Genomic DNA, 25,384 nt, shown 5'->3' with positions numbered 1-25,384 from the left:
CCGCCCCTGGGTGTGGATGGGATTACAGGTGGGATTCGGCGTATTCGGCCAGGATCGAACGCGGCACGCCCTGCAGGGTGATGTGCACGCCGTTCGGGAAGTCCTTGAAGCGTTCGGTCAGGTAGGTCAGCCCGGAGCTGGTCGCGGACAGGTAAGGGGTGTCGATCTGTGCCAGGTTGCCCAGGCACACCACTTTGGAACCGGCGCCGGCACGGGTGATGATGGTTTTCATCTGGTGCGGCGTGAGGTTCTGGCACTCATCGATCAGGATCAGGCTCTGCTGGAAGCTGCGACCGCGGATGTAGTTCAGGGATTTGAACTGCAGCGGCACCTTGCTGAGGATGTAGTCGACGCTGCCATGGGTGCTTTCGTCATCCATATGCAAGGCTTCGAGGTTGTCGGTGATCGCCCCCAGCCAAGGTTCCATCTTCTCGGCCTCGGTGCCGGGTAGAAAGCCGATTTCCTGGTCCAGGCCCTGCACGCTACGGGTCGCGATAATGCGCCGATAGCGCTTGCTGACCATGGTCTGCTCGATGGCGGCGGCCAGGGCCAGGATGGTTTTCCCGGAACCGGCGGCACCCGTCAGGTTGACCAGGTGGATGTCCGGATCGAGCAAGGCGAACAGCGCCAGGCTCTGGTAGATGTCACGCGGTTTCAGGCCCCAGGCTTCCTGGTGCAACAGGGGTTCCTGATGCAGATCGAGAATCACCAGCACATCGGCGCGGATCTCCTTGACCCAACCGACAAAGCCTTGTTCGTCGATGATGAATTCGTTGACGTGCACCGCCGGCAGGTTGTCGGTCAGTTGCACCTGGTGCCAGGTGCGGCCATGGTCCTGGCGGGTCTCGACCTTGCTGACGCGGTCCCAGAACGAGCCTTTGACGTCGTGATAACCGTTGGGCAGCAAGGACACGTCATCGACCAACTGGTCGGTGCTGTAGTCCTCGGCCGCGATCCCGCAGGCGCGCGCCTTGAGGCGCATGTTGATGTCCTTGGTCACCAGGACCAGGCGCAGGTCCTTGTCCCGCGCATGCAGATCGATCAACTGATTGATGATGATGTTGTCGTTCAGGTGCTCCGGCAGCACCAGGTTCGGTTCGCTGCGCTTGCTCATCAGGATCGACAGCAGGCCCTTGGGACCGCTCTTGCCACGCTGGATCGGGACGCCCAGCTCGACATCCTCGGGGCTGGCGTCGCCCAGGGTCTTGTCGATGAGGCGGATCGCCTGCCGGCATTCGGCGGCGACGCTGTGATGCCCGCCCTTGAGCTTGTCGAGCTCCTCGAGCACGGTCATCGGGATGGCGACATGGTGTTCTTCGAAATTGAGCAGGGCGTTTGGATCGTGGATCAGTACGTTGGTATCGAGCACGTAAAGGATAGGCTGGTTGGAAGAAGGAGTGCGTCCGTGATCATCCATACTCGGTCACCTTTGTGGGAGCCAGTCGACGCAATACCTTGACGGTGATGCGCCTCGAAGTGACCGCCGAATTCGCCTGTGAAGGGGCAGGCGTTCTGTGCACAAGTAGGGTCTTGTAAGACGCCACCTGTGTCGCAGGTTTCGGCGGTCTGACTCCGTAATACCGCAAAAGACATGACAGGAAAAAGCACTTTGACGTTTTTTTGAAGTTTATTTTTCAAGCTGACGAATAGCCCTTGGCGAGGGGCCCGCACACCGTTAAAGTCGGAAGTCCGCCTGCACTGAAATCATCGCCTGTTTTTTCCCCGGCCCAACAAATACGGGCACTTGGGTTTTCCCTCTCTAACGAAACGCCTCCTTGCACTCCTGCCAGCCGATCCCGCTTTCGGCGGTCTGCTTGAGCAGCCAGGGCAACGCCGTGCGCGCTTTGTCCTGGGTGTCATGGAAGACGATGACGCCACGGCGCCAGAGCAGCATCAAGGTCATCACCCGCTGGGCGGACTGCTCGGCGCTGAGTTTGCCGGTGGCATCCGCCGAATCGATGTCCCACAAGGCGACCTGCAAGTGCTGGGCCTTGAAAAACGCCGCGCCGTCGGCCCGCCGCTGCCCGTAAGGCGGGCGGAACAGCGCGGCATAGTTGTTCGGCAAGGCGCTCTGCACCAACGAGATGCTGCGCAGGATCGAATCCTCCCAGTCCTGCCATTGACTGTGGGAACGGTACTGCCAGCCTTCCACACCCACGCATTGCTGGCGGTAAAGCTCGCGCACCGCCGGCATCGAGGTCTTGTCCAGGCGGGCCTGCAAGGCATTGCCGAGGACAAAGAACAGGCCGCTCATCTTCTGTTTGCGCAGGTAGTCGGCCAATTCATCGGTATTGCCCTGGGCTATGGTCGGTCCACCGTCGAAGGTCAGCAGGAACAGGCGGTCGTTGAAGCCCTCGCCATTGCGCTCGTGGTCGCCCATCAACTGGATTTCGCTGCTGGTCTGCGGCAACAGCGCGGCCAGGCGCAGTTGCTCGTCCAGGTAACGCTCATTGAATGCCCGGGCCGGGTCGGCCCAGCGGACATAAAAGGAGTCATCGGCGACCCGGAACTTGCCGGCGGCTTTTTGCAGGCTGTCCATGTCCACGACATAGAAACAGAAGGACGCATCCTCGTCGCAGCTCTGCTGGGCGGCGTTGTAGCTGGTCAGCAGGCGCTGCCACATGCGCTGGCGCACCGCGTCGATGGCGGTCATGTTGATCTGCTTGAGGCCCAGGCGCTTTTTCAGGGCCGGCTCGTCGAGCAGTTCGCTGACCAGCAGCAGATGGGCGAACATCAGGATTTGCGCGCGCGAGGCGACATCGAACAGCGCCGGGCTGCTCAGTTGCTCGGGCCAGGTGCTGCGATCCAGGGTCGCGGGGTCGTTCGGCGCGGCAACGGCGGCGAAGCAGGCCAGCAGGGCCGAGAAGAAAAGAACGATACGCAAAAGGGTGCCTCCATTTCAGAACCCGCCGCGCACTATAGCCGATCCTGTGTCGCCCCTATCGCCATCATAGGTGGAGTCAAACCGCCCAACCCCCTAGAATCCTCCGACGATTAAAGGAGACGACTTCATGCTGATGGTGATTTCCCCCGCCAAGACCCTCGATTTCGAAACACCGGCGGTGACCCAGCGCTTCACCCAACCGCAGTACCTGGACCACTCCCAGGAGTTGATCGAGCAACTGCGCACCCTCAGCCCGGCGCAGATCAGCGAGCTGATGCACGTCTCCGACAAGATCGGCGGCCTCAATGCCGCGCGTTTCGGCAGCTGGAACCCGGCCTTTACCCCGGACAACGCCAAACAGGCGCTGCTGGCGTTCAAGGGTGACGTCTACACCGGCCTCCACGCCGAAGACTTCAGCGACGCCGACTTCGACTACGCCCAGACCCACCTGCGCATGCTCTCCGGCCTCTACGGCCTGTTGCGCCCGCTGGACCTGATGCAGCCCTATCGCCTGGAAATGGGCACCAAATTCGCCAATGCCCGGGGCAAGGACCTCTATGCCTTCTGGGGCACGCGCATCAGCGAATGGCTCAATGATGCCCTGGCCGCACAAGGGGACGAGGTGCTGCTGAACCTGGCGTCGAACGAGTACTTCTCGGCGGTCAAACGCTCAGCCCTGAACGCGCGGATCATCAACACCGAGTTCCGCGACCAGAAGAACGGCCAGTACAAGATCATCAGTTTCTACGCGAAGAAGGCCCGGGGGATGATGGCGCGGTTTGTGATCCGGGAACGTATCCAGAACCCTGAGCAATTGAAGGCGTTCGACGAACAGGGCTACCGGTTCAGCGCGGAACTGTCCAAGGTGGACAATCTGGTGTTTTTGCGCGATCGGGCGCCGGAGTAACGCAGTTCGTCGTAGTACCGCGTTACCGTTCTTCGCGGGCAAGCCCTGCTCCTACAAGTTTATGTCGCACACAAAATTTATGGACGACTGATAACTGTAGGAGCAGGGCTTGTCGGGACGCCGCACCGCCGCGAAGAGGCCAGCACAAACACCACAATCCCCCCAGACCAACACATCTGATGCCCTGCCCCACTCGGCGCACTACACGCAACGTGTAACCCCGACGATTCATCTCCACATCTTTCCTGCAATACCCCCAAAACCCAATTTATTGACGCCAATAAATCGACCGTTACAACAATGAAAATTCTTTCACTCGACATTTAAAATTTTTTTGAGTAGTGGCACCAAATTTTTTCTCCATAGTGGCAAACCACCATCTCGGCATTTTCAATCCCCATAACTAAAGGGCGAAACGGAAAGTGCTATCAATATGAAGCCGTGCCATCTTTCATCCTGTTTCCAGGTTTCTCAGGAAACAGGATGAGCGGACTGGAACTTATGTTCCGAAACATTGCTCATACCACCCGTAACGATTCTCACAGAGCTTGTAAGAGAAGACTTACATGGAGGCGAGATGAAATGTTTAAGTTGCCAACAGCGACTTACAACCGCGCCCCACACTTTCAACCGACAGTAAAGGACAGGAGATACGCACCCATGATATCCCCTACAAAGGCCAAGGCAGGCCCTCAGACAAAGCCGTTGCGCGGCGGCCACAACCTGTTGATCCACAATAATTTTTCCGTGGATACAAGCAGGCACTAGGCACGCTGGCAAAGGCCTTCCCGTGGAAGGCCGGCCGTATTCAAGGGCATGCCCCTAATAACAAGGCCACGCTGCGCACAACTTGAGTGCAATTATTTAGCCACTCGACACTTATATGCCTGCATTCGCAGCTGCGACCTCTTTGGGCCGCCCTGCGAGTGCGCCACGCTGACTAACTAACATCAACTTCGGCCATTTAATGGCGTGATCAAGATAGAGGTAAATACAATGCGCATCAGCATATTCGGTTTGGGTTACGTCGGTGCAGTCTGCGCCGGTTGCCTGTCTGCACGGGGCCATGATGTGGTTGGCGTCGATATCTCCCAGGACAAGATCGACCTGATCAATAACGGCAAATCGCCGATTGTCGAACCCGGCCTGGAAGCCCTGTTGGCCCAGGGTATTGCCACCGGCCGACTGCGCGGCACCACCGACTTCGCCGAAGCGATTCGCGCCACCGACCTGTCGATGCTCTGCGTCGGCACGCCGAGCAAGAAGAACGGCGACCTGGAACTCAACTACATCGAATCGGTGTGCCGCGAAATCGGTTTTGTCCTGCGGGACAAGACCAGCCGCCACACCATCGTGGTCCGCAGCACCGTGCTGCCGGGCACCGTGAAAAACGTGGTGATCCCGATCCTCGAAGACTGCTCGGGGAAAAAGGCCGGGGTCGACTTCGGTATCGCGGTCAACCCCGAGTTCCTGCGCGAAAGCACCGCGATCAAGGACTACGATTTCCCCCCGATGACCGTGATCGGCGAATTCGACAGTGCCTCCGGTGACGTCCTGCAAGCCCTCTACGAAGAACTCGACGCGCCGATCATCCGCAAGGACATCGAAGTCGCCGAGATGATCAAGTACAGCTGCAACGTCTGGCACGCCACCAAAGTGACCTTCGCCAACGAGATCGGCAATATCGCCAAGGCGGTCGGGGTCGACGGTCGCGAAGTGATGGACGTGGTCTGCCAGGACAAGACCCTCAACCTGTCCCAGTACTACATGCGCCCCGGCTTTGCCTTCGGCGGCTCCTGCCTGCCCAAGGATGTGCGCGCCCTGACCTACCGCGCCGGGTCCCTGGACGTCGACTCGCCGCTGCTCAACTCGCTGATGCGCAGCAACGAAAGCCAGGTGCAGAACGCCTTCGACCTCGTCGCCAGCCATGACAAACGGCGCATCGCCCTGCTCGGCCTGAGCTTCAAGGCCGGCACCGACGACCTGCGCGAAAGCCCGCTGGTGCAGTTGGCGGAAATGCTTATCGGCAAGGGTTTCGACCTGAGCATCTACGACAAGAACGTCGAGTACGCCCGTGTCCACGGAGCGAACAAGGACTACATCGAATCGAAGATTCCCCATGTGTCGTCCCTGCTCAACGCCGACTTCGACGAGGTGATCGACAACAGCGACGTGATCATCCTCGGCAACCGTGACGAGCGTTTCCGCGCCCTGGCCGAGAACGCCCCCCACGGCAAACAGGTCATCGACCTGGTGGGCTTCATGTCCAAGGCCACCAGCGCGAGTGGCCGGACCGAAGGTATCTGTTGGTAAACCAACCCAACCGCTGCGCGGTTGATCGCCGGCAAGCCGGCTCCTACAGGACGGGGCCGAACACAGGCGTTACGTACGACTCCGCACTGTAGGAGCCGGCTTGCCGGCGATGGCGTCCGAAAGGGCGCCTCGCCTGCCTTAACCCCATCGAGCCCGCCGACAGGCTCGCCCGAGACAGAGACGGATGCAGATTATGCACAGGCTAAAACACGGCCTCCTCCAGGCCGCCGGTTGGCTGTTCTACTTGAGTTTGCTGATGGGCCTGGCCTTGTTGCTGCCCACCTCGACCTTCGACGCCGACTCCAAGGACTTTATCTTCCTGATCGGCGCCGTGGGCATCTGGCGCTACTCCATGGGCGCCACCCATTTCGTGCGCGGGATGATTTTCCTCTACATCGTCTACCCGCACCTGCGCCGCAAAGTGCGCAAGCTGGGCAAGGCCGCGGACCCGTCCCAGGTGTTCCTGATGGTCACCAGCTTTCGCATCGACGCCCTGACCACCGCCCAGGTCTACAGCTCGGTGATCCGCGAAGCCATCGACTGCGGCTTCCCCACCACCGTGGTCTGCTCCCTGGTGGAAATGTCCGATGAGCTGCTGGTCAAGAGCCTCTGGGCGAAGATGAATCCGCCGGAACGGGTCAAGCTCGACTTCGTGCGTATCGCCGGTACCGGCAAGCGCGACGGCCTGGCCTTCGGTTTTCGCGCCATTTCCCGCCACCTGCCGGACGACCGCGCGGTAGTGGCGGTGATCGATGGCGACACCGTGCTCAGTGAAGGCGTGGTGCGCAAGACCGTGCCCTGGTTCCAGCTGTTCGGCAATGTCGGCGGCCTGACCACCAACGAGTTCTGCGAAGTGCGCGGCGGCTACATCATGAGCGAATGGCACAAGCTGCGCTTCGCCCAACGCCATATCAACATGTGCTCCATGGCCCTGTCCAAGCGCGTGCTGACCATGACCGGGCGTATGTCGGTGTTCCGCGCCAGCGTGGTCACCGACCCCGGCTTTATCGCCGACGTCGAAAGCGACTCGCTGCAACACTGGCGCCTGGGCCGTTTCAAGTTCCTCACCGGCGACGACAAATCCAGCTGGTTCAGCCTGATGCGCCTGGGCTACGACACCTTCTACGTGCCCGACGCGGCGATCCACACCGTGGAACACCCGCCGGAAAAGAGCTTTATCAAATCCAGCCGCAAGCTGATGTACCGCTGGTACGGCAACAACCTGCGGCAGAACTCCCGGGCCCTGGGCCTGGGCCTGCGCCGCCTCGGCCTGTTCACCAGCGTGGTGCTGTTCGACCAGCGCGTGTCGATGTGGACCTCGCTGCTGGGGCTGACCGTGGCGCTGATCGCCAGCTTCAAGTACGGCATCGCCTTCATCCTCGCCTACCTGCTGTGGATCGGCCTGACCCGGTTGATCCTGACCCTGCTGCTGGCCTGTTCCGGGCACGGCATCGGCCCGGCCTACCCGGTGATTCTCTATTACAACCAGATCGTCGGCGCCCTGATGAAGATCTACGTGTTCTTCCGCCTCGACCGTCAATCCTGGACCCGCCAGGACACCAAACTGAGCCGCGACCTCGCCAGCTTCCAAGGCTGGTTCAACACCTGGTCGTCCCGAACCATGACCTTCTCCGCCGGCAGCATTTTCGTCGCCGTGCTGATGACCATGGTTTGAACCGACCCGCCAGAACTCGCTAATGGAGCTATACCCATGAATTCCCAAGTCAATGCCAACGTCGTCCACGAATCCGAAGCCCAGCGCCAGCATGCGCGGGTGAAAATCCCGGCCAGGCTGCGCTTCCTCGGCAGCGAGAGCCAGCCCCTGGAAGTCCGGGTCCATGACCTGTCCGCCGGCGGCCTGAGCTTCAATGTCCCGCCGCAACAGGCCCTGAGCCTGAAGCTCGGCGAGGTGTACAAGGGCCGCCTGCAATTTGTCATCGACAACCTCGGCCTGGCCATGGACGTCGAGCTGCAGGTGCGCTCCTACGACCGCCAGAGCGGCCGGGTCGGTTGCCAGTTCCAGAACCTGGAGCAGCAGGACATCGGCACCCTGCGCCACCTGATCACCTCGCACCTGTCCGGTGACATCGTCAACATCGGCGACGTGCTCGCCACCCTGCAGCGCGACAACTTCACCAAGGCCCGCAAGAAAAAGGACGACGGCAGCGGCATGAGCCCGTTCGGTCGCCTGCGCGCCGTGACCTTCAGCCTCGGGGTCTTCGTCGTCGGCCTCGCGGCTTTCGGTTTTGTCCTGAAATCGGTGTATGGCCTGTACTTCGTCAGCCATGCCCAGGCCGGCCTGGTCAGCGTGCCGGGCATGAGCATCACCATGCCCCGCGACGGCACCGTGCAAAGCCTGATCCAGGAAGACGGCGTCGCCGCCAAGGGCGCGCCGCTGGCGACCTTCAGCACCAGCATGCTCGACGTGCTCAAGGGCCATCTCGACGACAACCAGCTGGAGCCGGCCAAGGTCGAGGAGCTATTCGGCAAACAGATGACCGGCACCCTGACCTCGCCCTGCGATTGCACGGTGGCGCAGCAACTGGTCGCCAATGGCCAATACGCCAGCAAGGGCGATGTGATCTTTCAACTGGTGCCGAAAGGGAGCGAGGCGAATGTCGAGGCACGCTTCTCCTATCGCCAGTTCGGCGACGTGCGTCCAGGGACCCGGGTGAACTTCCAGATCGCCGGCGAAGAGCAGGTGCGCCAGGGCAAGATCGTCAGCAGCACCAGCCTGAAAAGCACCGACCTGTCCTCCGATATCCGCGTTTTGATCAAGCCTGACGAACGCCTCGACAGCACCCTCGCCGGGCGTCCGGTGGAAGTCAGCAGCGACCGCGGGCCGAGCATGAACTGGCTGATCGACAAAGCCATGGCCGCTGGTCTGTAAGCGGAGGACATGCCTGTGAACCATCGCCCCCCTTACGAGTGCCCTGCACTCGGTCGCGAGCAATGCTCCTACGATGAGCCGGTTGTCCGTGCTCCTGGCTGCGCCACGATCGCCTGTAGGAGCAAGCTTGCTCGCGATCGATCTCACGGCCAGCGCCGTCTCGCCCTGGGCACCCTGACCCTGGCCATCGCCCTGGCCGGTTGCGCCGGCCTGCCGGACCAGCGCCTGGCCAATGAAGCGCTCAAGCGCGGCGACACCGCCCTGGCCGAGCAGAATTACCGCCAGCTGGCGGACCTGGGCTACAGCGACGCACAGGTTGGCCTGGCCGATATCCAGGTGGAAAGCCGCGATCCGGCCCAGCTCAAACTGGCGGAAGCGACCTACCGCGCCGCCGCCGACACTTCGTCCCGGGCCCAGGCCCGCCTGGGCCGCCTGCTGGTGGCCAAGCCCGGCGCCAGTGCAGCCGAACACCGCGAAGCCGAAGGCCTGTTGAAAAAGGCCTTCGCCAATGGTGAAGGCAACACCCTGATCGCCCTGGCGATGCTCTACCTGCAATTCCCCCAGAGCTTCCCCGAGGTCAACGCCCAGCAACAGATCAGCCAATGGCGCAACGCCGGCTACCCGGAAGCGGGCCTGGCGCAAGTGCTGCTCTACCGCACCCAGGACAGCTACGACCAGCATCTGGACGAGGTGGAAAAGATCTGCAAGAGCGCGCTCAACAGCAGCGACATCTGCTACGTCGAGCTGGCCACCGTGTACCAGAAACGCGCCCAGCCAGACCAGCAGGCCGCCCTGCTCAAGCAACTGCAAACCGCCTACAGCCGTGGCGCGGTCGGTGCCCAACGGGTCGACAGCGTGGCCCGGGTGCTCGGCGATGCGAGCCTCGGCCAGCCGGATGAAAAGACCGCGCAAGCGCTGCTCGAGCAGATCGCCCCCGGCTACCCGGCGTCCTGGGTCAGCCTGGCGCAATTGCTCTACGACTTCCCCGCCCTGGGCGACGTCAAGCAGATGATGGAATACCTGGACAACGGCCGCGCCGCCGACCAGCCCCGCGCCGAACTGCTGCTGGGCAAGCTCTACTACGAAGGCAAATGGGTGCCGGCCGATGCCAAACAGGCCGAAGCGCACTTCCAGAAAGCCGTCGGCAAGGAAGTCGCCGCCGATTACTACCTGGGGCAGATCTATCGCCGGGGCTACCTCGGCCAGGTCTACTCGCAAAAGGCCCTCGACCACCTGCTCAAGGCCGCCCGCAACGGCCAGAACAGCGCCGACTTCGCCATCGCCCAACTGTTTTCCCAGGGCCGTGGGACCAAGCCCGACCCGCTCAATGCCTACGTGTTCAGTCAACTGGCCAAAGCCCAGGACACCCCACTGGTCAATGAGCTGGCCCAACAACTCGACGCACAGCTGCCGCCTGCCCAACGCCCCGATGCCCAGCGCCTGTTGCAACAGGAACAGCGCCTGCGCGGGACCCTGAGCCGCAACCCGCTGGACCTGCAACAAGTCCTGCAGGAAGGCGACCGCGAGGAAAAAACCTTATGACTCTCAATCCTTTCGTCAAGGCCGGTATCGGCCTGAGCTTTGCCCTGCTCTGGTCCTGCCCGAGCCTGGCGGCGATCACCGAGACCAAGAACTTCGGCCTCGAAGTGAAAATCACCGGTCAATCCGAAGACGACCGCGACCTCGGCACCCTCAAGGGTGGCGACGTCAACGGCATCGGCCTGGACCTGCGGCCGTGGGTCTACGGCGAGCGCGGCAACTGGAGCGCCTACGCCATGGGCCAGGCCGTGACCGCCAGCGACATCATTGAAACCGACACCCTGCAACAGGCCGATGCCAGCCAGGAAACCTCGAGCAACGACGCCCGCAAGCCGGACAAAAGCTACCTGGCCCTGCGGGAATTCTGGGTCGGCTACAAGGGCCTGACCCCTTATCCGGGCGAGATGCTGAAACTCGGTCGCCAGCGCCTGCGCAATGACGACGGGCAATGGCGCGACACCAATATCGAGGCGCTGAACTGGAGCTTCGACACCACCCTGCTGCGGGCCAACCTGGGCGCCGCCGAGCGCTTCAGCGAATACCGCACCGACCTCACCGAACTCGCGCCCCAGGACAAGGACCGCCTGCATGTCTACGGCGACGTCGCCTACCAGTGGACACCCGGCCAGTGGCTCGGCGTACGCGCCCACCACACCCATGACGACGGCAAGCTCGACTACCCGACACCCGGCGTCGTCGCCGACCCGCTGGACAAAAAGGCCAACGGCGACCTGACCTGGCTCGGCCTGGAAGCCGACAGCGATGCCTACAATTTCAAAAACACCAACACCGTCAACTACTGGGCCAGCCTGACCGGCATGAGCGGTAACCGCGACAGCGTCAACCCGCTCAACGCCGACGGCAGCCGCCCCGTGGATGCCAGCCAGGGCAGCCATATCAACGGCTGGGCCACCGACCTCGGCGTGCGTCTGCGCCTCGACCCGAACTGGCAGGTCGGCGCCGCCTATGCCCGTGCCAGCGGCGACTACGAACAGAACGGCCTGGAAAGCAATCGCTCGAACTTCACCGGCACCCGTTCGCGGACCCACCGTTTCGGCGAAGCCTTCCGTGGCGAAATGAACAACCTGCAGACCGCCACCCTGTTCGGTTCCTGGCAACTGCGCGAGGACTATGACGCGAGCCTGATCTACCACAAGTTCTGGCGCGTCGACGGGCAAAAGGACGTCGGCAGCAACGGCATCAACGCCGTGCAGAACAACTACGACGACGCCACCGGCGCCCTGCTCTCCAGCGCTTCGCTGCCGTTGCAGAACGGCAAGAAAGACCTCGGCCAGGAAGTCGACCTGGTGCTGACCAGGTACTTCAAGCAAGGCCTGCTGCCGACCGCCCTGAGCCAGTCCATCGACGAACCTTCGGCGCTGGTGCGCTTTCGCGGCGGCGTGTTCAAGCCCGGCGATGCCTACGGCAAGAACGTCGATTCCTATATGCACCGCGCGTTTGTCGACGTGATCTGGCGCTTCTGATGCAGACCGCCAAGGGAGTGACCGAGATGAACCACAGCGCCCTGCAAGGCTCGCTCAGCGTATTGGCCGGCGCCCTGCTGCTGGTCAGTAGCGCGGCCTTGGCCAGCGTCGATGCGCCGCCGGTTAAAACCGAGCACGCACCGATCCTGGCCAAGGAACTGCAACAGGCCAAGACCTACACCGTCAGCAGCGCGCCGACCGCGCCGCTGCACCTGGAAAAACCCAAGCTGCCGGACCTGCGCGGCTACACCGCCGAGGCCGTCGCGGCAAAGATCGTGCGCAGCCAACCGGGTAAGATCAGCGTACGCCGGATGATGCAGGAAGATGCCCTCAAGGACTTTATCGGCGGCGACAACAAGATGGCCGAATGGGTGGTCCGTCAGCATGGCATTCCCCAGGCGATCTTTATCGACGACGGCTATATCAACCTCAAGGAGCTGAGCAAAAAGCTGCCCAAGCAATACATCAGCGAAACCTCGCCGGGGGTGTTCCTGGCCAGATTGCCGATCGTGGTCGGGCGCAAGGGCATCCTTGAAATCGACAAGCAGACCCAGGAACTGCGCCTGTCCCAGGAAGGCGGCGCGTTCCTGATCAACGACGGCCAACTGTTTATCCGCGACACCAGGATCACCGGCTGGCGCGAAGCCGACAACAGCCCGGCGACCTTCCGTTCGCCCCAGGAGTTCCGCCCGTTCCTGCTGGCCTGGGGCGGCACCGAGACCTATATCGTCAACAGCAAGATGGCCAGCTTCGGCTACGCCAACAGCAAGTCCTACGGCGTGAGTATTTCCCAGTACACGCCGAACATGGCCCAGGTGCTCAAGCGGTCCGAGCCGACCGGCTGGATCATCGGTTCCGAGTTCTCGGACATGTGGTACGGCTTCTACTGCTACGAGACCCGTGACTTCGTGCTCAAGGGCAACACCTACCGCGACAACATCGTCTACGGCATCGACCCCCACGACCGATCCCACGGGCTGATCATCGCCGACAACAGCGTCCACGGAACCAAGAAGAAACACGGCATCATCATTTCCCGGGAAGTGAACGACAGCTTCATCTTCAACAACCGTAGCTATGACAACCACCTCTCCGGCCTGGTGATCGACCGTAACAGCGTCAACAACCTGATCGCCTACAACCAGATCTACACGAACCACACCGACGGCATCACCCTCTACGAGAGTGCCGACAACCTGATCTACGCCAACAAGGTCATCGGCAACAAGCGCCACGGCATCCGCATTCGCAACAGCGTGAATATCCGCCTGTACGAGAACGTCGCCATGGCCAACGGCCTGACCGGGGTCTACGGCCACATCAAGGACCTGAGCGACACCGACCGCGACATCAAGCTCGACCCGTTCGATGCCGAGGTTTCACTGATCGTGGTCGGTGGCGAACTGGCCGGCAACGGCAGCGGCCCGCTGTCCATCGACTCGCCATTGAGTGTCGAGTTGTACCGGGTCTCCATGCTCGCCCCGACAAAAAACAGTGGCATCAGCTTCAGCGGGATTCTCGGCGAGCGCCAGGATGAAATTCTCGACCTGCTGGTGCGCCAGCAGAAAGCCGTGCTGATCGACCCCGTCGAACGCCAGACACCGTTGCCGGATTGAGGACGACCTTTATGAACCCACACCTGATCAAACTGCTCGGCCTGTCGGGCCTGGCCGCGGCGATCTTCGCCGCCAGCGGCAGCCTCAAGGCCGAGGAAGTCCAGGCGCCGAGCTTCAGCGCCGAGCCCTGCTGCAGCCTATGCCCGGCGGCCCATGACGCGAAGAACTACGTCAGCCGCTACCAGCAGAACTTCACCACCCTGGTCCAGGCCCAGGGCGACTGGCTGTTCCGCACCCAGGAAGACCTGCGCACCGAGTTCGACACCAGCCCCGCCGGCTACCGGCGCCTGCAACAACTGCACGATGCCTTCAAGAGCAAGGGCGTGGAGTTGGTGGTGGTCTACCAGCCGACCCGTGGCCTGGTGGATCGCAACAAACTGTTCCCGGCCGAGCGTGCCAAGTTCGACTATGAAAAAGCCCTGGGCAACTACCAGGCGATGCTCGGGCGCTTCGCCAAGATGGGCTACCACGTGCCGGACCTGTCGCCGCTGACCAACGAACAGCAGGCCCACGATTTCTACTTCCGTGGCGACCAGCACTGGACCCCGTACGGCGCCGAGCGCACCGCGAAGATCGTCGCCGAGACGGTGAAAAAAATGCCGGGCTTTGCCGACATTCCCCACCGTGAATTCGAGACCACGGTCTCCGGGCGCATGGGCAAGACCGGCACCCTGCACAACATGGCCGGCCAGCTCTGCGGCACCAGCTACGCGATCCAGTACATGGAACAGTTCAGCACCGAGCCCAAGGGCGAAGCCGCGGACAGCGACCTGTTCGGCGATGCCGGCAACCCGCGGATCACCCTGGTGGGCACCAGCCACAGCGGCAAGAACTACAACTTCGCCGGCTTCCTGCAGCAGTACATCGGCGCCGATATCCTCAACGTCGCCTTCCCCGGCGGCGGCCTGGAAGGCTCGATGCTGCAGTACCTGGGCAGCGAGGCGTTCCAGAAGACCCCGCCGAAAGTGCTGATCTGGGAATTCTCGCCGCTGTATCGCCTCGACCAGGAAACCATCTACCGGCAGATGATGGCCCTGCTCGACAACGGCTGTGAAGGCAAGACCGCCGAGATGAGCGCCAGCAGCACGCTCAAGACGGGCAAGAACGAACTGCTGGTCAACAGCAACAACCGCGACCTGCGCAACAGCGGGCACCAGGTCGATATCCGCTTCGCCGACACCTCGGTGAAAACCCTGCACGCCACCCTCTGGTACATGAACGGTCGCCACGAGGACATCAAGATCGAGAAACCGCAAACCTCCGACACCGACGGACGTTTCGCCTTTGAACTGCGCACCGACGAAGACTGGGCCAACCAGAACCTACTGGCCGTCGAAGTCCAGGGCCCGGAAGCGGGCACCGCGCCGCAGCAAGTCGAGGCGAAGATCTGCAAACGCAACGTATTCCCCAGCGCCGAGCCCCATGTGGCACAGGCCGGGTTATGAGGAGCCTACCGATGAAACTGCGCACACTGCTTGCCCCTTCGCTGCTCGGCCTGGCGATCATCGCCAGTTCGGCCCAGGCCGCCGCGCCACTGCGTCCACCCCAGGGCTACCTGGCCGCCATCGACAAGATCAAGACCGGCGACAACAGCGACGGCTGCGACAGCATGCCCCCGCCCTACACCGGTTCGTTGCAGTTCCGCAGCAAATACGAGGGTTCCGACAAGGCCCGCTCGACACTGAATGTGCAGTCGGAAAAAGCCTTTCGCGACACCACCTCCGACATCACCAGGATGGAACGCGGCACCAGCAAGCGGGTGATGCAGTTCATGCGCGACGGTCGCCCGGAACAGTTGAGCTGCACCCTGAACTGGCTGACCGCCTGGGCCCAGGCCGATGCGCTGATGTCCAAGGACTTCAACCACACCGGCAAGTCCATGCGCAAATGGGCCCTGGGCAGCATGGCCTCGGCCTATATCCGCCTGAAGTTCTCCGACTCCCGTCCGCTGGCGACCCACCAGAAGGAAGCGCAACTGATCGAGGCCTGGTTCAGCAAGATGGCCGACCAAGTGATCAGCGACTGGGACAACCTGCCGCTGGAAAAAACCAACAACCACTCGTACTGGGCGGCCTGGTCGGTGATGGCGACAGCAATCGCCACCGACCGTCGCGACCTGTTCGACTGGTCGGTGAAGGAATACAAGATCGGCGCCAACCAGGTCGATGCACAGGGGTTCCTGCCCAATGAGCTCAAGCGTCAACAGCGGGCCTTGGCTTATCACAACTATGCGTTGCCGCCGTTGGCGATGATTGCCAGTTTTGCCTTGGCCAATGGTGTGGATCTGCGTCAGGAAAACAATGGTGCTCTGAAGCGCCTGGGTGATCGGGTGCTGGCCGGCGTGAAGGATCCCGAGGAGTTCCAGGCCAGGAACGGCAAGGAACAGGACATGACCGACCTCAAGGTCGACTCGAAATTTGCCTGGCTGGAACCCTACTGCAGCCTCTACACATGCGCGCCGGAGGTGCTTGAACACAAACATGCGATGCAACCGTTCAAGACCTTCCGCCTGGGCGGCGACCTGACCAAGGTCTACGACCCTACCCATGAGAAGGGCAACAAAAGCCCGTAACACCAGCCCTCCCACTCTCCTGTGGGAACGCAGCTTATGTGGGAGCGGAGCTTGCCCGCGAAGGGGCCCTCAAGAACGCCAAAAGCTTCGCGGGCAAGCTCCGCTCCCACAGGGGCATGGGTTTCCACAGTGAAAGGGGGGAGGCTGGGACTGATTCAAATGTTGTAGAGCCTCCTGGATTTCATGGGGGGTTTGGGGGGGCTTCGGCCCTTGACCGTTGACGAAACAAGGAGAGCTCGGGATGGTCTTTTCATCCAACGTATTCCTGTTCCTGTTCCTGCCGATCTTTCTCGGCCTGTACTACTTGAGCGGGCAACGCTATCGCAACCTGCTGTTGCTGATCGCCAGCTACGTGTTCTACGCCTGGTGGCGGGTCGACTTCCTGGCGCTGTTCGCCGGCGTCACCCTGTGGAACTACTGGATCGGCCTCAAGGTCGGTGCCGCCGGCGTGCGCAGCAAACCGGCACAACGCTGGCTGCTGCTGGGCGTGGCCGTCGACCTGGGCATCCTCGGCTACTTCAAGTACGCCAACTTCGGCGTCGACAGCCTCAACGCGATCATGACCTCGTTCGGTCTCGAACCCTTTATCCTGACCCACGTGCTGCTGCCGATCGGCATCTCGTTCTACATCTTCGAGTCCATCAGCTACATCATCGACGTCTACCGCGGCGACACCCCGGCGACCCGCAACCTGATCGACTTCGCGGCCTTCGTGGCGATCTTCCCGCACCTGATCGCCGGCCCCGTGCTGCGTTTCCGCGACCTCGCCGAGCAGTTCAACAACCGCACCCACACCCTCGACAAATTCTCCGAGGGCGCCACGCGGTTCATGCAGGGCTTTATCAAGAAAGTCTTTATCGCCGACACCCTGGCGGTGGTCGCCGATCATTGCTTCGCCCTGCAACACCCGACCACCGGTGATGCCTGGCTCGGCGCCCTGGCCTACACCGCGCAGTTGTACTTCGACTTCTCCGGCTACAGCGACATGGCCATCGGTCTGGGCCTGATGATGGGCTTCCGCTTCATGGAGAACTTCAAGCAGCCCTACATCAGCCAGTCGATCACCGAGTTCTGGCGGCGCTGGCATATCAGCCTGTCGACCTGGCTGCGGGACTACCTCTACATCACCCTCGGCGGCAACCGCAAAGGCACGCTGACCACCTACCGCAACCTGTTCCTGACCATGCTGCTCGGCGGCCTGTGGCACGGCGCCAACCTCACCTACATCGTCTGGGGTGCCTGGCACGGCCTGTGGCTGGCGATTGAAAAAGCCCTGGGCATCGACACCTCGCCACGGCGTTTCAACCCGATCCGCTGGGCCCTGACCTTCCTGCTGGTAATCATGGGCTGGGTGATCTTCCGTTCGGAAAACCTCCATGTCGCCGCGCGCATGTACGGTGCCATGTTCAGCTTCGGCGAGTGGTCGCTGTCGGAACTCAACCGCGCCAGCCTTACCGGCCTGCAAGTGGCGACCCTGGTGCTGGCCTACGCGACCCTGGCGTTCTTCGGCCTGCGGGACTTCTACAGCAACCCGCCCGCCACGAAAGCCAAACCCGCAGACGGCCCGGCCACCGCGCAACCCGCTCTGATCAAGGCCGTCCCCGGCGAAGCGGCCGGCAGCATTCATGAACCCGGCTACAGCGTCGGCACAGAGGCCCAGGTGCAACCGGCCTACTGGGTCGCCGACTGGCCGCGCTACCTGATGCGCACCCTGGTGCTGCTGCTGTTTATCGCCTCGATTCTCAAACTCTCGGCGCAAAGCTTCTCGCCGTTCCTTTACTTCCAGTTCTGAGGGAGCCGACCATGACCCGCTCATTACGCATCCTCTACATCGCCCTGTTCCTCGCCACCTTGCTGGCGCTGGGGCTGTGGTCGCTGCGCAGTTTTATCGGCTTCAGCACCAACGCCGACGCCACGCTCCTTAACGGGCGCTGGAGCAAGGCCGTGGAAACCCGCTACGACGGCGAATTCCCGATCAAGCGCCTGGGCACCAACCTCTGGGCCGCGCTGGACTTCAAGCTGTTCAACGAAGGCCGTCCCGGCGTGGTGCTAGGCCGCGACCAGTGGCTCTACAGCGACGAGGAATTCAACCCCATCGCCGGCGAGCAGCAGAACCTGCAAGGCAACTACGCGCTGGTCGAAGGCGTGCGCCAGACCCTCAAGGCCAAGGGCGTGAAGCTGGTGATGGCGATCGTTCCGGCCAAGGTCCGCCTGTACCCGGAACACCTGGGCGATGTCCGTCCGGCGAGCATTCACGCCAACCTCTACCAGGACTTCCACGCCCGGGTCGCCGCCGACCGGATCCTCGCCCCCGACCTGCTCGGTCCGTTGCAACAGGCCAAGGACCAAGGCCGGCAAGTGTTCCTGCGCACCGACACCCACTGGACCCCGGACGGCGCGCAAATCGCCGCGACCCAACTGGCCGACGCCATCAGCCAGCACGCCCCGCTCAGTGGCGAGCCGCAGCGCTTTGTCACCGAAGCCGAGAAGACCGAACAGCACAAGGGCGACCTGACCCTGTTCCTGCCGCTGGACCCGCTGTTCAGCAACCTGATGCCGCCCCAGGAGCCCCTGGAAAAACGCACCACCCGCGCGGTTGACGATCAGCCAGCCGGCGAAGACGCATTGTTCGCCAACACCGAAGTCCCGGTGGCGCTGATCGGCACCAGCTACAGCGCCAACCCGAACTGGAACTTCGTCGGCGCGCTGAAACAGGCCCTGCACCGCGACGTGGTGAATTACGCCGAAGACGGCCACGGCCCGATCCTGCCGATGCTCGCCTACCTGGAAAGCGACGCCTTCAAGAACAGCCCGCCGCAGTTGCTGATCTGGGAATTCCCGGAGCGCTACCTGCCGGTCAACAACGAAATCGGCGATGCCGACCCGCAGTGGGTCGCGCAATTGAAAGCCGCTGGAATCCGTCAACAGAACCTGGTCCAGAACACATCTAAATCCGAGTCGCCTATACGGGCGCAAAACTGAAAGAGGTACTTACCATGACCTTCAACATCACTCGTAAAAACACTCAACCGCGCATGGTCAAAACCCTGGCCCTGACTGCCGGCCTGAGCCTGCTGTCCCTGCCGGTCTGGGCGGGTGGAGATGCCGCGCTGTACGGCCCGGTCGCGCCGAAAGGCTCGAGCTTTGTGCGTATCTACAACGCCAGCAACCAGGAAGTCAGCGCCACCATCGGCGCCACCGCGATCAATGACGTCGCCCCGCTGGCCAGCAGTGATTTCAGCTTTATGCCCGGCGGCGACTACAGCGCCAAGGTCGGTAGCCAGGCCCTGCCGCTGAAACTGGCCGCCGACCACTATTACACCCTGGTCAACAACGCTGGCGGCCAGCCGCAACTGATCGAAGAGCCGCCGTTCAAGAACAAGCAGAAGTCCTTGGTGCGAGTGCAGAACCTGAGTGACAAGGCCCTGACCCTGAAGACCGCCGACGGCAAGACCGACGTGGTCCAGGCTGTGGCGGCCAAGGGCCGTGGCGAGCGCGAGATCAACCCGGTGAAAGTCAGCTTTGCGCTGTACGACGGCGGCACCAAGGTCAGCGACCTCAAGCCGGTGGCCCTGGAGCGCGGCGAAGCGGCGGTGCTCTACGTCACGGGAAACGGCAGCAACCTGTCGCCGGTGTGGGTCAAGCGCCCGGTTTCGACCCGCTAATGAATTCGCCGGACGAAAACAGGCCCCACGAACACCGCCGACCTGTAGGAGCAGGGCTTGCCCGCGAAGGCGTCCTTGAGGGCGCCAAAAGCTTCGCGGGCAAGCCCTGCTCCTACAGATACGGGTGTTCTCAGGATCAGTGACCGTCCGGCCCGAAACAACAACAAGAGTGAAACGACAGAACGCAGTAGCTCTAACCCATAGATCGCTTAAAGGAGTAACACCATGATTCCAGTAATCCTCTCAGGTGGTAGCGGCTCACGTCTTTGGCCGCTTTCGCGCAAGCAGTTTCCCAAGCAATTCCTCGCCCTTACCGGCAAGGAAACGCTGTTCCAGCAAACCCTCGAACGCCTGGTATTCGACGGCATGGAAAGCCCCATCGTGGTCTGCAACCTGGACCACCGTTTTATCGTCAACGAACAACTGAGCAGCCGTCAGCTCACCACCCAGCGCATCCTGATGGAGCCCTTCGGCCGCAACACCGCCCCGGCCGTGGCCCTGACCGCCATGCTGCTGGTCAACGAGGGCCGCGACGAACTGATGCTCGTCCTCCCCGCCGACCACGTGCTCGAAGACCAGAAAGCCCTGCAACGCGCCCTGGCCCTGGCCACGGTAGCCGCCGAGCGCGGTGAAATGGTGCTGTTCGGTGTCCCGGCAACCAAACCGGAAACCGGCTACGGCTACATCAAGTCGAGCAACGACGCGCTACTGCCGGAAGGCGTCAGCCGAGTCTCGCAATTCGTCGAAAAGCCCGATGAAAAACGCGCCATCGAGTTCGTCGAAGCCGGCGGTTACTTCTGGAACAGCGGCATGTTCCTGTTCCGCGCCAGCCGCTTCCTCGAAGAGCTGAAAAAGCACGACCCGGACATCTACGACACCTGCCTGCTGACCCTGGAGCGCAGCACCCGGGACGGCGACGGCGTGATCCTCGACGAAGCCACCTTCGCCCAGTGCCCGGACAACTCCATCGACTACGCGGTGATGGAAAAAACCCAGCGTGCCTGCGTGGTGCCATTGAGCGCCGGCTGGAGTGACGTGGGTTGCTGGTCATCGTTGTGGGACGTGCATGAAAAGGACGAAAACGGCAACGTCAGCAAGGGCGACGTGGTGATCCAGGACAGCCGCAACTGCATGATCCACGGCAACGGCAAGCTGGTCTCGGTGATCGGCCTGGAAGACATAGTCGTGGTCGAAACCAAGGACGCCATGATGATCGCCCACAAGGACAAGGTTCAGGGCGTGAAACAGATGGTCAACACCCTCAACGAACAGGGCCGCAGCGAAACCCAGAACCACTGCGAGGTCTACCGGCCCTGGGGTTCCTATGACTCGGTGGACATGGGCGGGCGTTTCCAGGTCAAGCACATCTCGGTCAAGCCGGGGGCCTGCCTGTCGTTGCAGATGCACCACCACCGCGCCGAACACTGGATCGTGGTCAGCGGCACGGCCGAGGTGACCTGCGACGAGAAGGTGTTTCTGCTGTGCGAGAACCAGTCGACGTACATCCCGATTGCTTCGGTGCACCGCCTGCGTAATCCGGGGAAGATTCCGCTGGAGATTATCGAGGTGCAGTCCGGTAGCTACCTGGGTGAGGACGATATCGAGCGGTTTGAGGATGTGTATGGGCGTTCGACGGCGCCGGAGCAGGAGGTGAAAACCATCGCCCAGTAACCTACAGTGTTCCACTCACCCCCGTCTCGCTGGCTGCGTTCCCCCTATCCGCAGTGGGTGGGTGCGGGGGTGTTTTTTGCCGACCTTGGCGTTAGCCACGGAACCAGTTACGGGGATTCATTCTGCTCCTGGAACGAGGCGTATCAGTCACCGTCTTTGGCACCTCATATCTAAGTTCGTAGCTATAATTACGTGGTTCATTACGTAATGCCTCATGGCTCAGGCGCCCGTCAAGAACACCAATCCTTGATTCACCTACGGCGGACAAATGGATACCTTCCACAATTTCATCTGTCTCCGAATCCGCCACCTTATAACCCGTTCTTGAGCGCACCGTTATTGTCTCGTCAGAATGCAAGACTATGTCATGACCGACGAGACCTCCGGCAGCCAGAAAATACCTGTTCATCTCTGAATGCTCCAGAGCCACCCTGGCTGTTGGTACCAAGTTTACTTGACTTGCAACCTCAGATAGACGAGCACGATCATAAGGATCAACAATTTTTTCCGAAAGTCGCTCCAATGTACCTTCGAGAAACTCGAACTCTGAAACACCGGCAGGTATTTGATAATCGCTGGAATGCAGAAAAATCTTATACTCCGACCCCGTGCCACTTCCACCGGACAAGGTATAATCGACCCTTATCAAATCCTTCAGAAAGCCCCTGGCGTAGTCGCCATGTTCCTCCATTGAAGATTGCTCGGACGCACTTGGAAAAAAACTCTCCTCCTGGGCGCTCCATCTAAACAAAACCCCTTCCCGATCACCGTGATCATAATAGGACTCGCTATAAGCAACATCTGCTTTTCGCACAACATAACGATCGAGCTCGACGGCTAAATCATGAGGTCTGTTAAAATCATCTCCGCCTGTCCCAAAAAGATCAGCAAAACCAAAAAGCCCTGATTCATCCTTATAGGCCATTGGATTATTTCTGACCATTCGATAGCGGTTGCTTCCATCCAGACTCCCTGCCGGATCCGGATTAATCCAGCGTTGCAACCACGCCGCGTAATACCTGAAGCCATAGTAATAAAGCCCTGTAGCATCTCGTTCCTTGCCCGAATAACGCACCGTCTTGTAACTCGCCTCCACCTCGCTACGTCCGGCAAACCAGGCCGTACTGCCGTAGGGGTGATAGGCTTCTTGGCTGATCACCTCGGCCTCGCTATCCAGCTCCAAGCTGCTGGAGCCCAGGTGGTCGGTCAGGTTGTAGCGATACTGATCGTTGGCGATGCCGGACGGAGGAGCGGTTTCCCAGTGCAGTACCTGCATGGCGCTGCGTCCGGCCTGCACGCAGATCACCTGCAACACTTCGCCCGTGCCTTCACGGGTGCGGATTTCCAGGCCCGGCAAGTAGCGGACTTCCGATATCAGTGAGCGACCCTTGGTCTGGGTAGAACGGACCTTGCGCCGCCGCATCCCATCACCGCCGTACAGGTACAGCTCGCGATCATCGTCAGCACTTTCACGCGCAACCGGTCGTACCTCGCGCAACTGATTGCGTAGGTCCCAACTCATCGCCTGTCCCGGTTGCAGCTCCAGCAGATTGCCGTTGCCATCAAAAGCGGCAGCGATCTCCTCTTCGGTGGGAGGCCGGTCATTCTGCTCAGGCAGGCAACGATTGCTGTAGCGCGCCGCCGTCAGCTTGCGGCTGTGACTTTGCGGACCGACATGAACCAACTCCAGTAAGTTGCCACCGGCGTCATAGCGATAAGTTTGGTGGTAGTTGGCAACTGCACCCGGATCGTCGAAGCGATTGAAACCCGGTCCTCGACTGGCGGCGCCCGCCTCCCAACCGGTCGCTTCGATCAGTTGGTAAAGGCTGTCATAGTCATAGTGTTTGACCGGCTCAACCCGCTGATTGGCGAAATAACGAATCGGCAAAGCCCCGTCTTCAATGCTCAGCACATTGCCCACCGGATCGTAGTCGTAACGCAGATCTTGCAGCACTTCACTTCCACGTCGAGCCTGAAGCCGGGTCAGACGACCATCTTCAGGGCGATAGGTCAGCGTACTGACCACACCGTTACCGGCGGTTTCCTGCTCAACCTGGCCGTAGGCGTTGTAGGCAATGGCGCTGACCAGGGTTTGAGGTGTGTCCTGACCGCTCAGTTGCAGATGGCTCGCCAATAACTGGCCATCCATGGTGTAGTCGAACAGTTGCCGATTGCCCTTGGCGTCGGTCTGTTCCAGCACATCGCCCAGCGGGTTGAAATACGTCGCGGTGGTTGCCGCTTGCTCCACGGGCTCCAGCAGCGCATCCCGCTCCGGCAGCCCTGGCGGCCAATCCGGTGATTCCAGCGCACTCAGAAAGCGCTGGGTCTGCTCAAGCACTCCGCCCGTCAAGGCGTAGTCATCCAACATCAAAGTACCCGCAGGATCATCGTGTCGGATCAACTGCCCGCATTGGTTGTGAGGGGCGAATTCGGCGCTGCCATCGGCGTATTCATAACGCTCGGTAAAACGCGGTGTCTCGCCTTCGCCCTGCTCGGAAATGGCCAGTGGTCGCAGTAAATTATCGTACTCAATCCGCCGCTCACTACCCCGGCTATCCCACGTTTGCACAAGCTGATCCCCATCGCCGAACAAGCTGACCCGCTTACCCGCATCGACGCTGATCGAACTCAGTACCTTCCCGAACAGTGAGTAACGATTGACCAGGTTGGCTGGAGCTTCGTGATCCTCCGCACGGAGCGCCCACAGCCGCGAGTCCCATTGCTCGGTCAGGCGCCCCATCGCGTCATAGGCACTGCGGTTGATCCGCTCTTCAGGCCCCGCTGTCTCGACGGAACGACAATAAGTAACCACCCGCACCGCCAGACCACGGGGATCAACCACCGCCAGCGTCGGTGTGTGAGTGTGAATACCGCTCGTCAGTCTCGACATGGCTCAGGCTCTTCGTAGGGTGCGTCAATCCAGTAACTACCTGATCCACGTTGCCGACTACTGTCAGAAATGACAGAACCGATAAATGGTATTGACCTACTTACAGCCCAATGCCCGAACACGGCCCGACTCATCAGAGACCCAACTGCTTGTTCCAAACAGCTGAGTGACCGAACGCAAACACCAACAACACCAGGGTGTCCGCATTATTCAATAGCGCCTGACTCCTTAACGCCGGGTTATCCTGCAAAGCCTGCTGAATACCCGCACTCTCTTTGCTATCAAAAATCCGCTTCAATACATCCGCCGGAACACGTTTACTGGCGGTATCAGCCAACTGCACATCGGCTTCACCTTTCGCCACCCTGTCAGCTTCACCTCGCTCACTGCTTTTAGGGTTGATCCGGTGCCCTCTCTCATAATAAACAATGTCATGAGTATCCAGTTTCAGGTGCGATAACTCATGCCCCAACGTCATCCCAATCACTATGGGTGACTGCTGAAGGCCGAACTCCGTCATGAAAACCCTTTTATTCGGGTCTGATTTATTCGTAAAGGCAAGCTCTCCCTGCTCTTTGGATCTGACCACAGCAAACTGCTCTTTATTTTCCCCTTCCCGATACTCACGAGCAGCCACTCTGAGCCCCTCAAAACGTTCAAGCAACACGGGCTTCAGCTCCTGCCAGGACTCTGTGCTTCCCAAGATCCTGCGCGGTAGCGCCGTATACTCATGTGAAAGATTATCGCTCGATACCTTATTAACGGCTTCATCCAGCGCCACTCTCAGGAACTCATGGCCGAGATCAAAATTTGACGCCTGCTCCGGATAGGACTTCCGAAGTTCTGTAACCCCTCGGGCCATCACCTTTCCTCGTGACACCCTTACTGCCATTTCAGAAAGGTCATACTTCCCTTTATATTTATTAAGGCCTGTGTGGTGGTTTAATTTCCCC

Annotated in this window: 16 protein-coding genes and 1 pseudogene; 13 read left to right on the top strand and 4 right to left on the bottom strand. The window is 61.0% G+C overall.

Annotation, left to right across the window (positions count from 1 at the left end; all coding sequences use genetic code 11):
- Positions 1-22 precede the first annotated feature (22 nt).
- The gene (locus tag HX830_RS07810; protein WP_177099653.1) at positions 23-1,417 is read right to left on the bottom strand and encodes a PhoH family protein; all 1,395 of its coding nucleotides are present in this window, start codon (positions 1,415-1,417) and stop codon (positions 23-25) included.
- A 342-nt stretch (positions 1,418-1,759) separates the two neighbouring features.
- Positions 1,760-2,884: a polysaccharide deacetylase family protein gene (locus tag HX830_RS07805; RefSeq protein ID WP_152740147.1), complete on the bottom strand. Its 1,125-nt coding sequence runs from the start codon at positions 2,882-2,884 to the stop codon at positions 1,760-1,762.
- A gap of 127 nt (positions 2,885-3,011) precedes the next feature.
- Here HX830_RS07805 and yaaA point away from each other — a divergent pair, with 127 nt between their 5' ends.
- The 13 genes from yaaA (at position 3,012) to HX830_RS07740 (ending at position 21,541) form a co-directional block, all read left to right on the top strand.
- Positions 3,012-3,791 carry a peroxide stress protein YaaA gene (gene yaaA / locus HX830_RS07800; RefSeq protein WP_177099651.1) on the top strand — a complete coding sequence of 260 codons (780 nt, stop codon included), beginning with the start codon at positions 3,012-3,014 and terminating at the stop codon, positions 3,789-3,791.
- A 996-nt stretch (positions 3,792-4,787) separates the two neighbouring features.
- On the top strand, positions 4,788-6,104 hold the full coding sequence (locus HX830_RS07795; RefSeq protein ID WP_177099649.1) for a nucleotide sugar dehydrogenase: 1,317 nt from the start codon (positions 4,788-4,790) through the stop codon (positions 6,102-6,104).
- A 193-nt stretch (positions 6,105-6,297) separates the two neighbouring features.
- On the top strand, positions 6,298-7,779 hold the full coding sequence (gene alg8, locus HX830_RS07790) for a mannuronan synthase (RefSeq protein ID WP_371317481.1): 1,482 nt from the start codon (positions 6,298-6,300) through the stop codon (positions 7,777-7,779).
- Positions 7,780-7,815: 36 nt separating this feature from the next.
- Entirely contained in the window at positions 7,816-8,994 is a 1,179-nt protein-coding gene (locus HX830_RS07785) for an alginate biosynthesis protein Alg44 (RefSeq protein ID WP_103499059.1), read from the top strand.
- 165 nt (positions 8,995-9,159) lie between these two features.
- The gene (algK, locus tag HX830_RS07780; protein ID WP_177100197.1) at positions 9,160-10,536 is read left to right on the top strand and encodes an alginate biosynthesis TPR repeat lipoprotein AlgK; all 1,377 of its coding nucleotides are present in this window, start codon (positions 9,160-9,162) and stop codon (positions 10,534-10,536) included.
- Positions 10,533-12,017, top strand: coding sequence for an alginate export family protein (locus HX830_RS07775; RefSeq protein ID WP_177099647.1), 1,485 nt, complete (start codon positions 10,533-10,535; stop codon positions 12,015-12,017). Before algK ends, HX830_RS07775 begins: the two co-directional genes overlap by 4 nt.
- The gene (gene algG / locus HX830_RS07770) at positions 12,017-13,633 is read left to right on the top strand and encodes a mannuronan 5-epimerase AlgG (RefSeq protein ID WP_256350434.1); all 1,617 of its coding nucleotides are present in this window, start codon (positions 12,017-12,019) and stop codon (positions 13,631-13,633) included. The genes HX830_RS07775 and algG overlap by 1 nt, the downstream gene beginning before the upstream one ends.
- An 11-nt stretch (positions 13,634-13,644) precedes the next feature.
- Complete coding sequence (locus HX830_RS07765; protein ID WP_177099645.1) at positions 13,645-15,078, top strand: alginate O-acetyltransferase; 1,434 nt, start codon at positions 13,645-13,647, stop codon at positions 15,076-15,078.
- 11 nt (positions 15,079-15,089) lie between these two features.
- The gene (locus HX830_RS07760) at positions 15,090-16,205 is read left to right on the top strand and encodes a mannuronate-specific alginate lyase (RefSeq protein ID WP_371317480.1); all 1,116 of its coding nucleotides are present in this window, start codon (positions 15,090-15,092) and stop codon (positions 16,203-16,205) included.
- 241 nt (positions 16,206-16,446) lie between these two features.
- Complete coding sequence (locus HX830_RS07755; protein ID WP_177099641.1) at positions 16,447-17,997, top strand: MBOAT family O-acyltransferase; 1,551 nt, start codon at positions 16,447-16,449, stop codon at positions 17,995-17,997.
- Positions 17,998-18,008: 11 nt separating this feature from the next.
- Positions 18,009-19,187, top strand: coding sequence for an alginate O-acetyltransferase (locus tag HX830_RS07750; protein ID WP_177099639.1), 1,179 nt, complete (start codon positions 18,009-18,011; stop codon positions 19,185-19,187).
- A gap of 14 nt (positions 19,188-19,201) precedes the next feature.
- Entirely contained in the window at positions 19,202-19,870 is a 669-nt protein-coding gene (locus tag HX830_RS07745; protein ID WP_103499684.1) for an alginate O-acetyltransferase AlgF, read from the top strand.
- Positions 19,871-20,095: 225 nt separating this feature from the next.
- On the top strand, positions 20,096-21,541 hold the full coding sequence (locus HX830_RS07740; protein WP_177099637.1) for a mannose-1-phosphate guanylyltransferase/mannose-6-phosphate isomerase: 1,446 nt from the start codon (positions 20,096-20,098) through the stop codon (positions 21,539-21,541).
- Positions 21,542-21,632: 91 nt separating this feature from the next.
- Here HX830_RS07740 and HX830_RS07735 read toward each other — a convergent pair whose 3' ends face one another.
- Complete coding sequence (locus tag HX830_RS07735) at positions 21,633-24,431, bottom strand: RHS repeat domain-containing protein (RefSeq protein WP_256350433.1); 2,799 nt, start codon at positions 24,429-24,431, stop codon at positions 21,633-21,635.
- A gap of 133 nt (positions 24,432-24,564) precedes the next feature.
- A pseudogene (locus tag HX830_RS07730) lies at positions 24,565-25,384 on the bottom strand (RHS repeat protein); the annotation flags it as partial.

The organism is Pseudomonas gingeri (assembly GCF_013385425.1).
Lineage (GTDB): Bacteria > Pseudomonadota > Gammaproteobacteria > Pseudomonadales > Pseudomonadaceae > Aquipseudomonas > Aquipseudomonas gingeri_D.
This window is presented reverse-complemented; position numbering and strand designations above follow the sequence as displayed.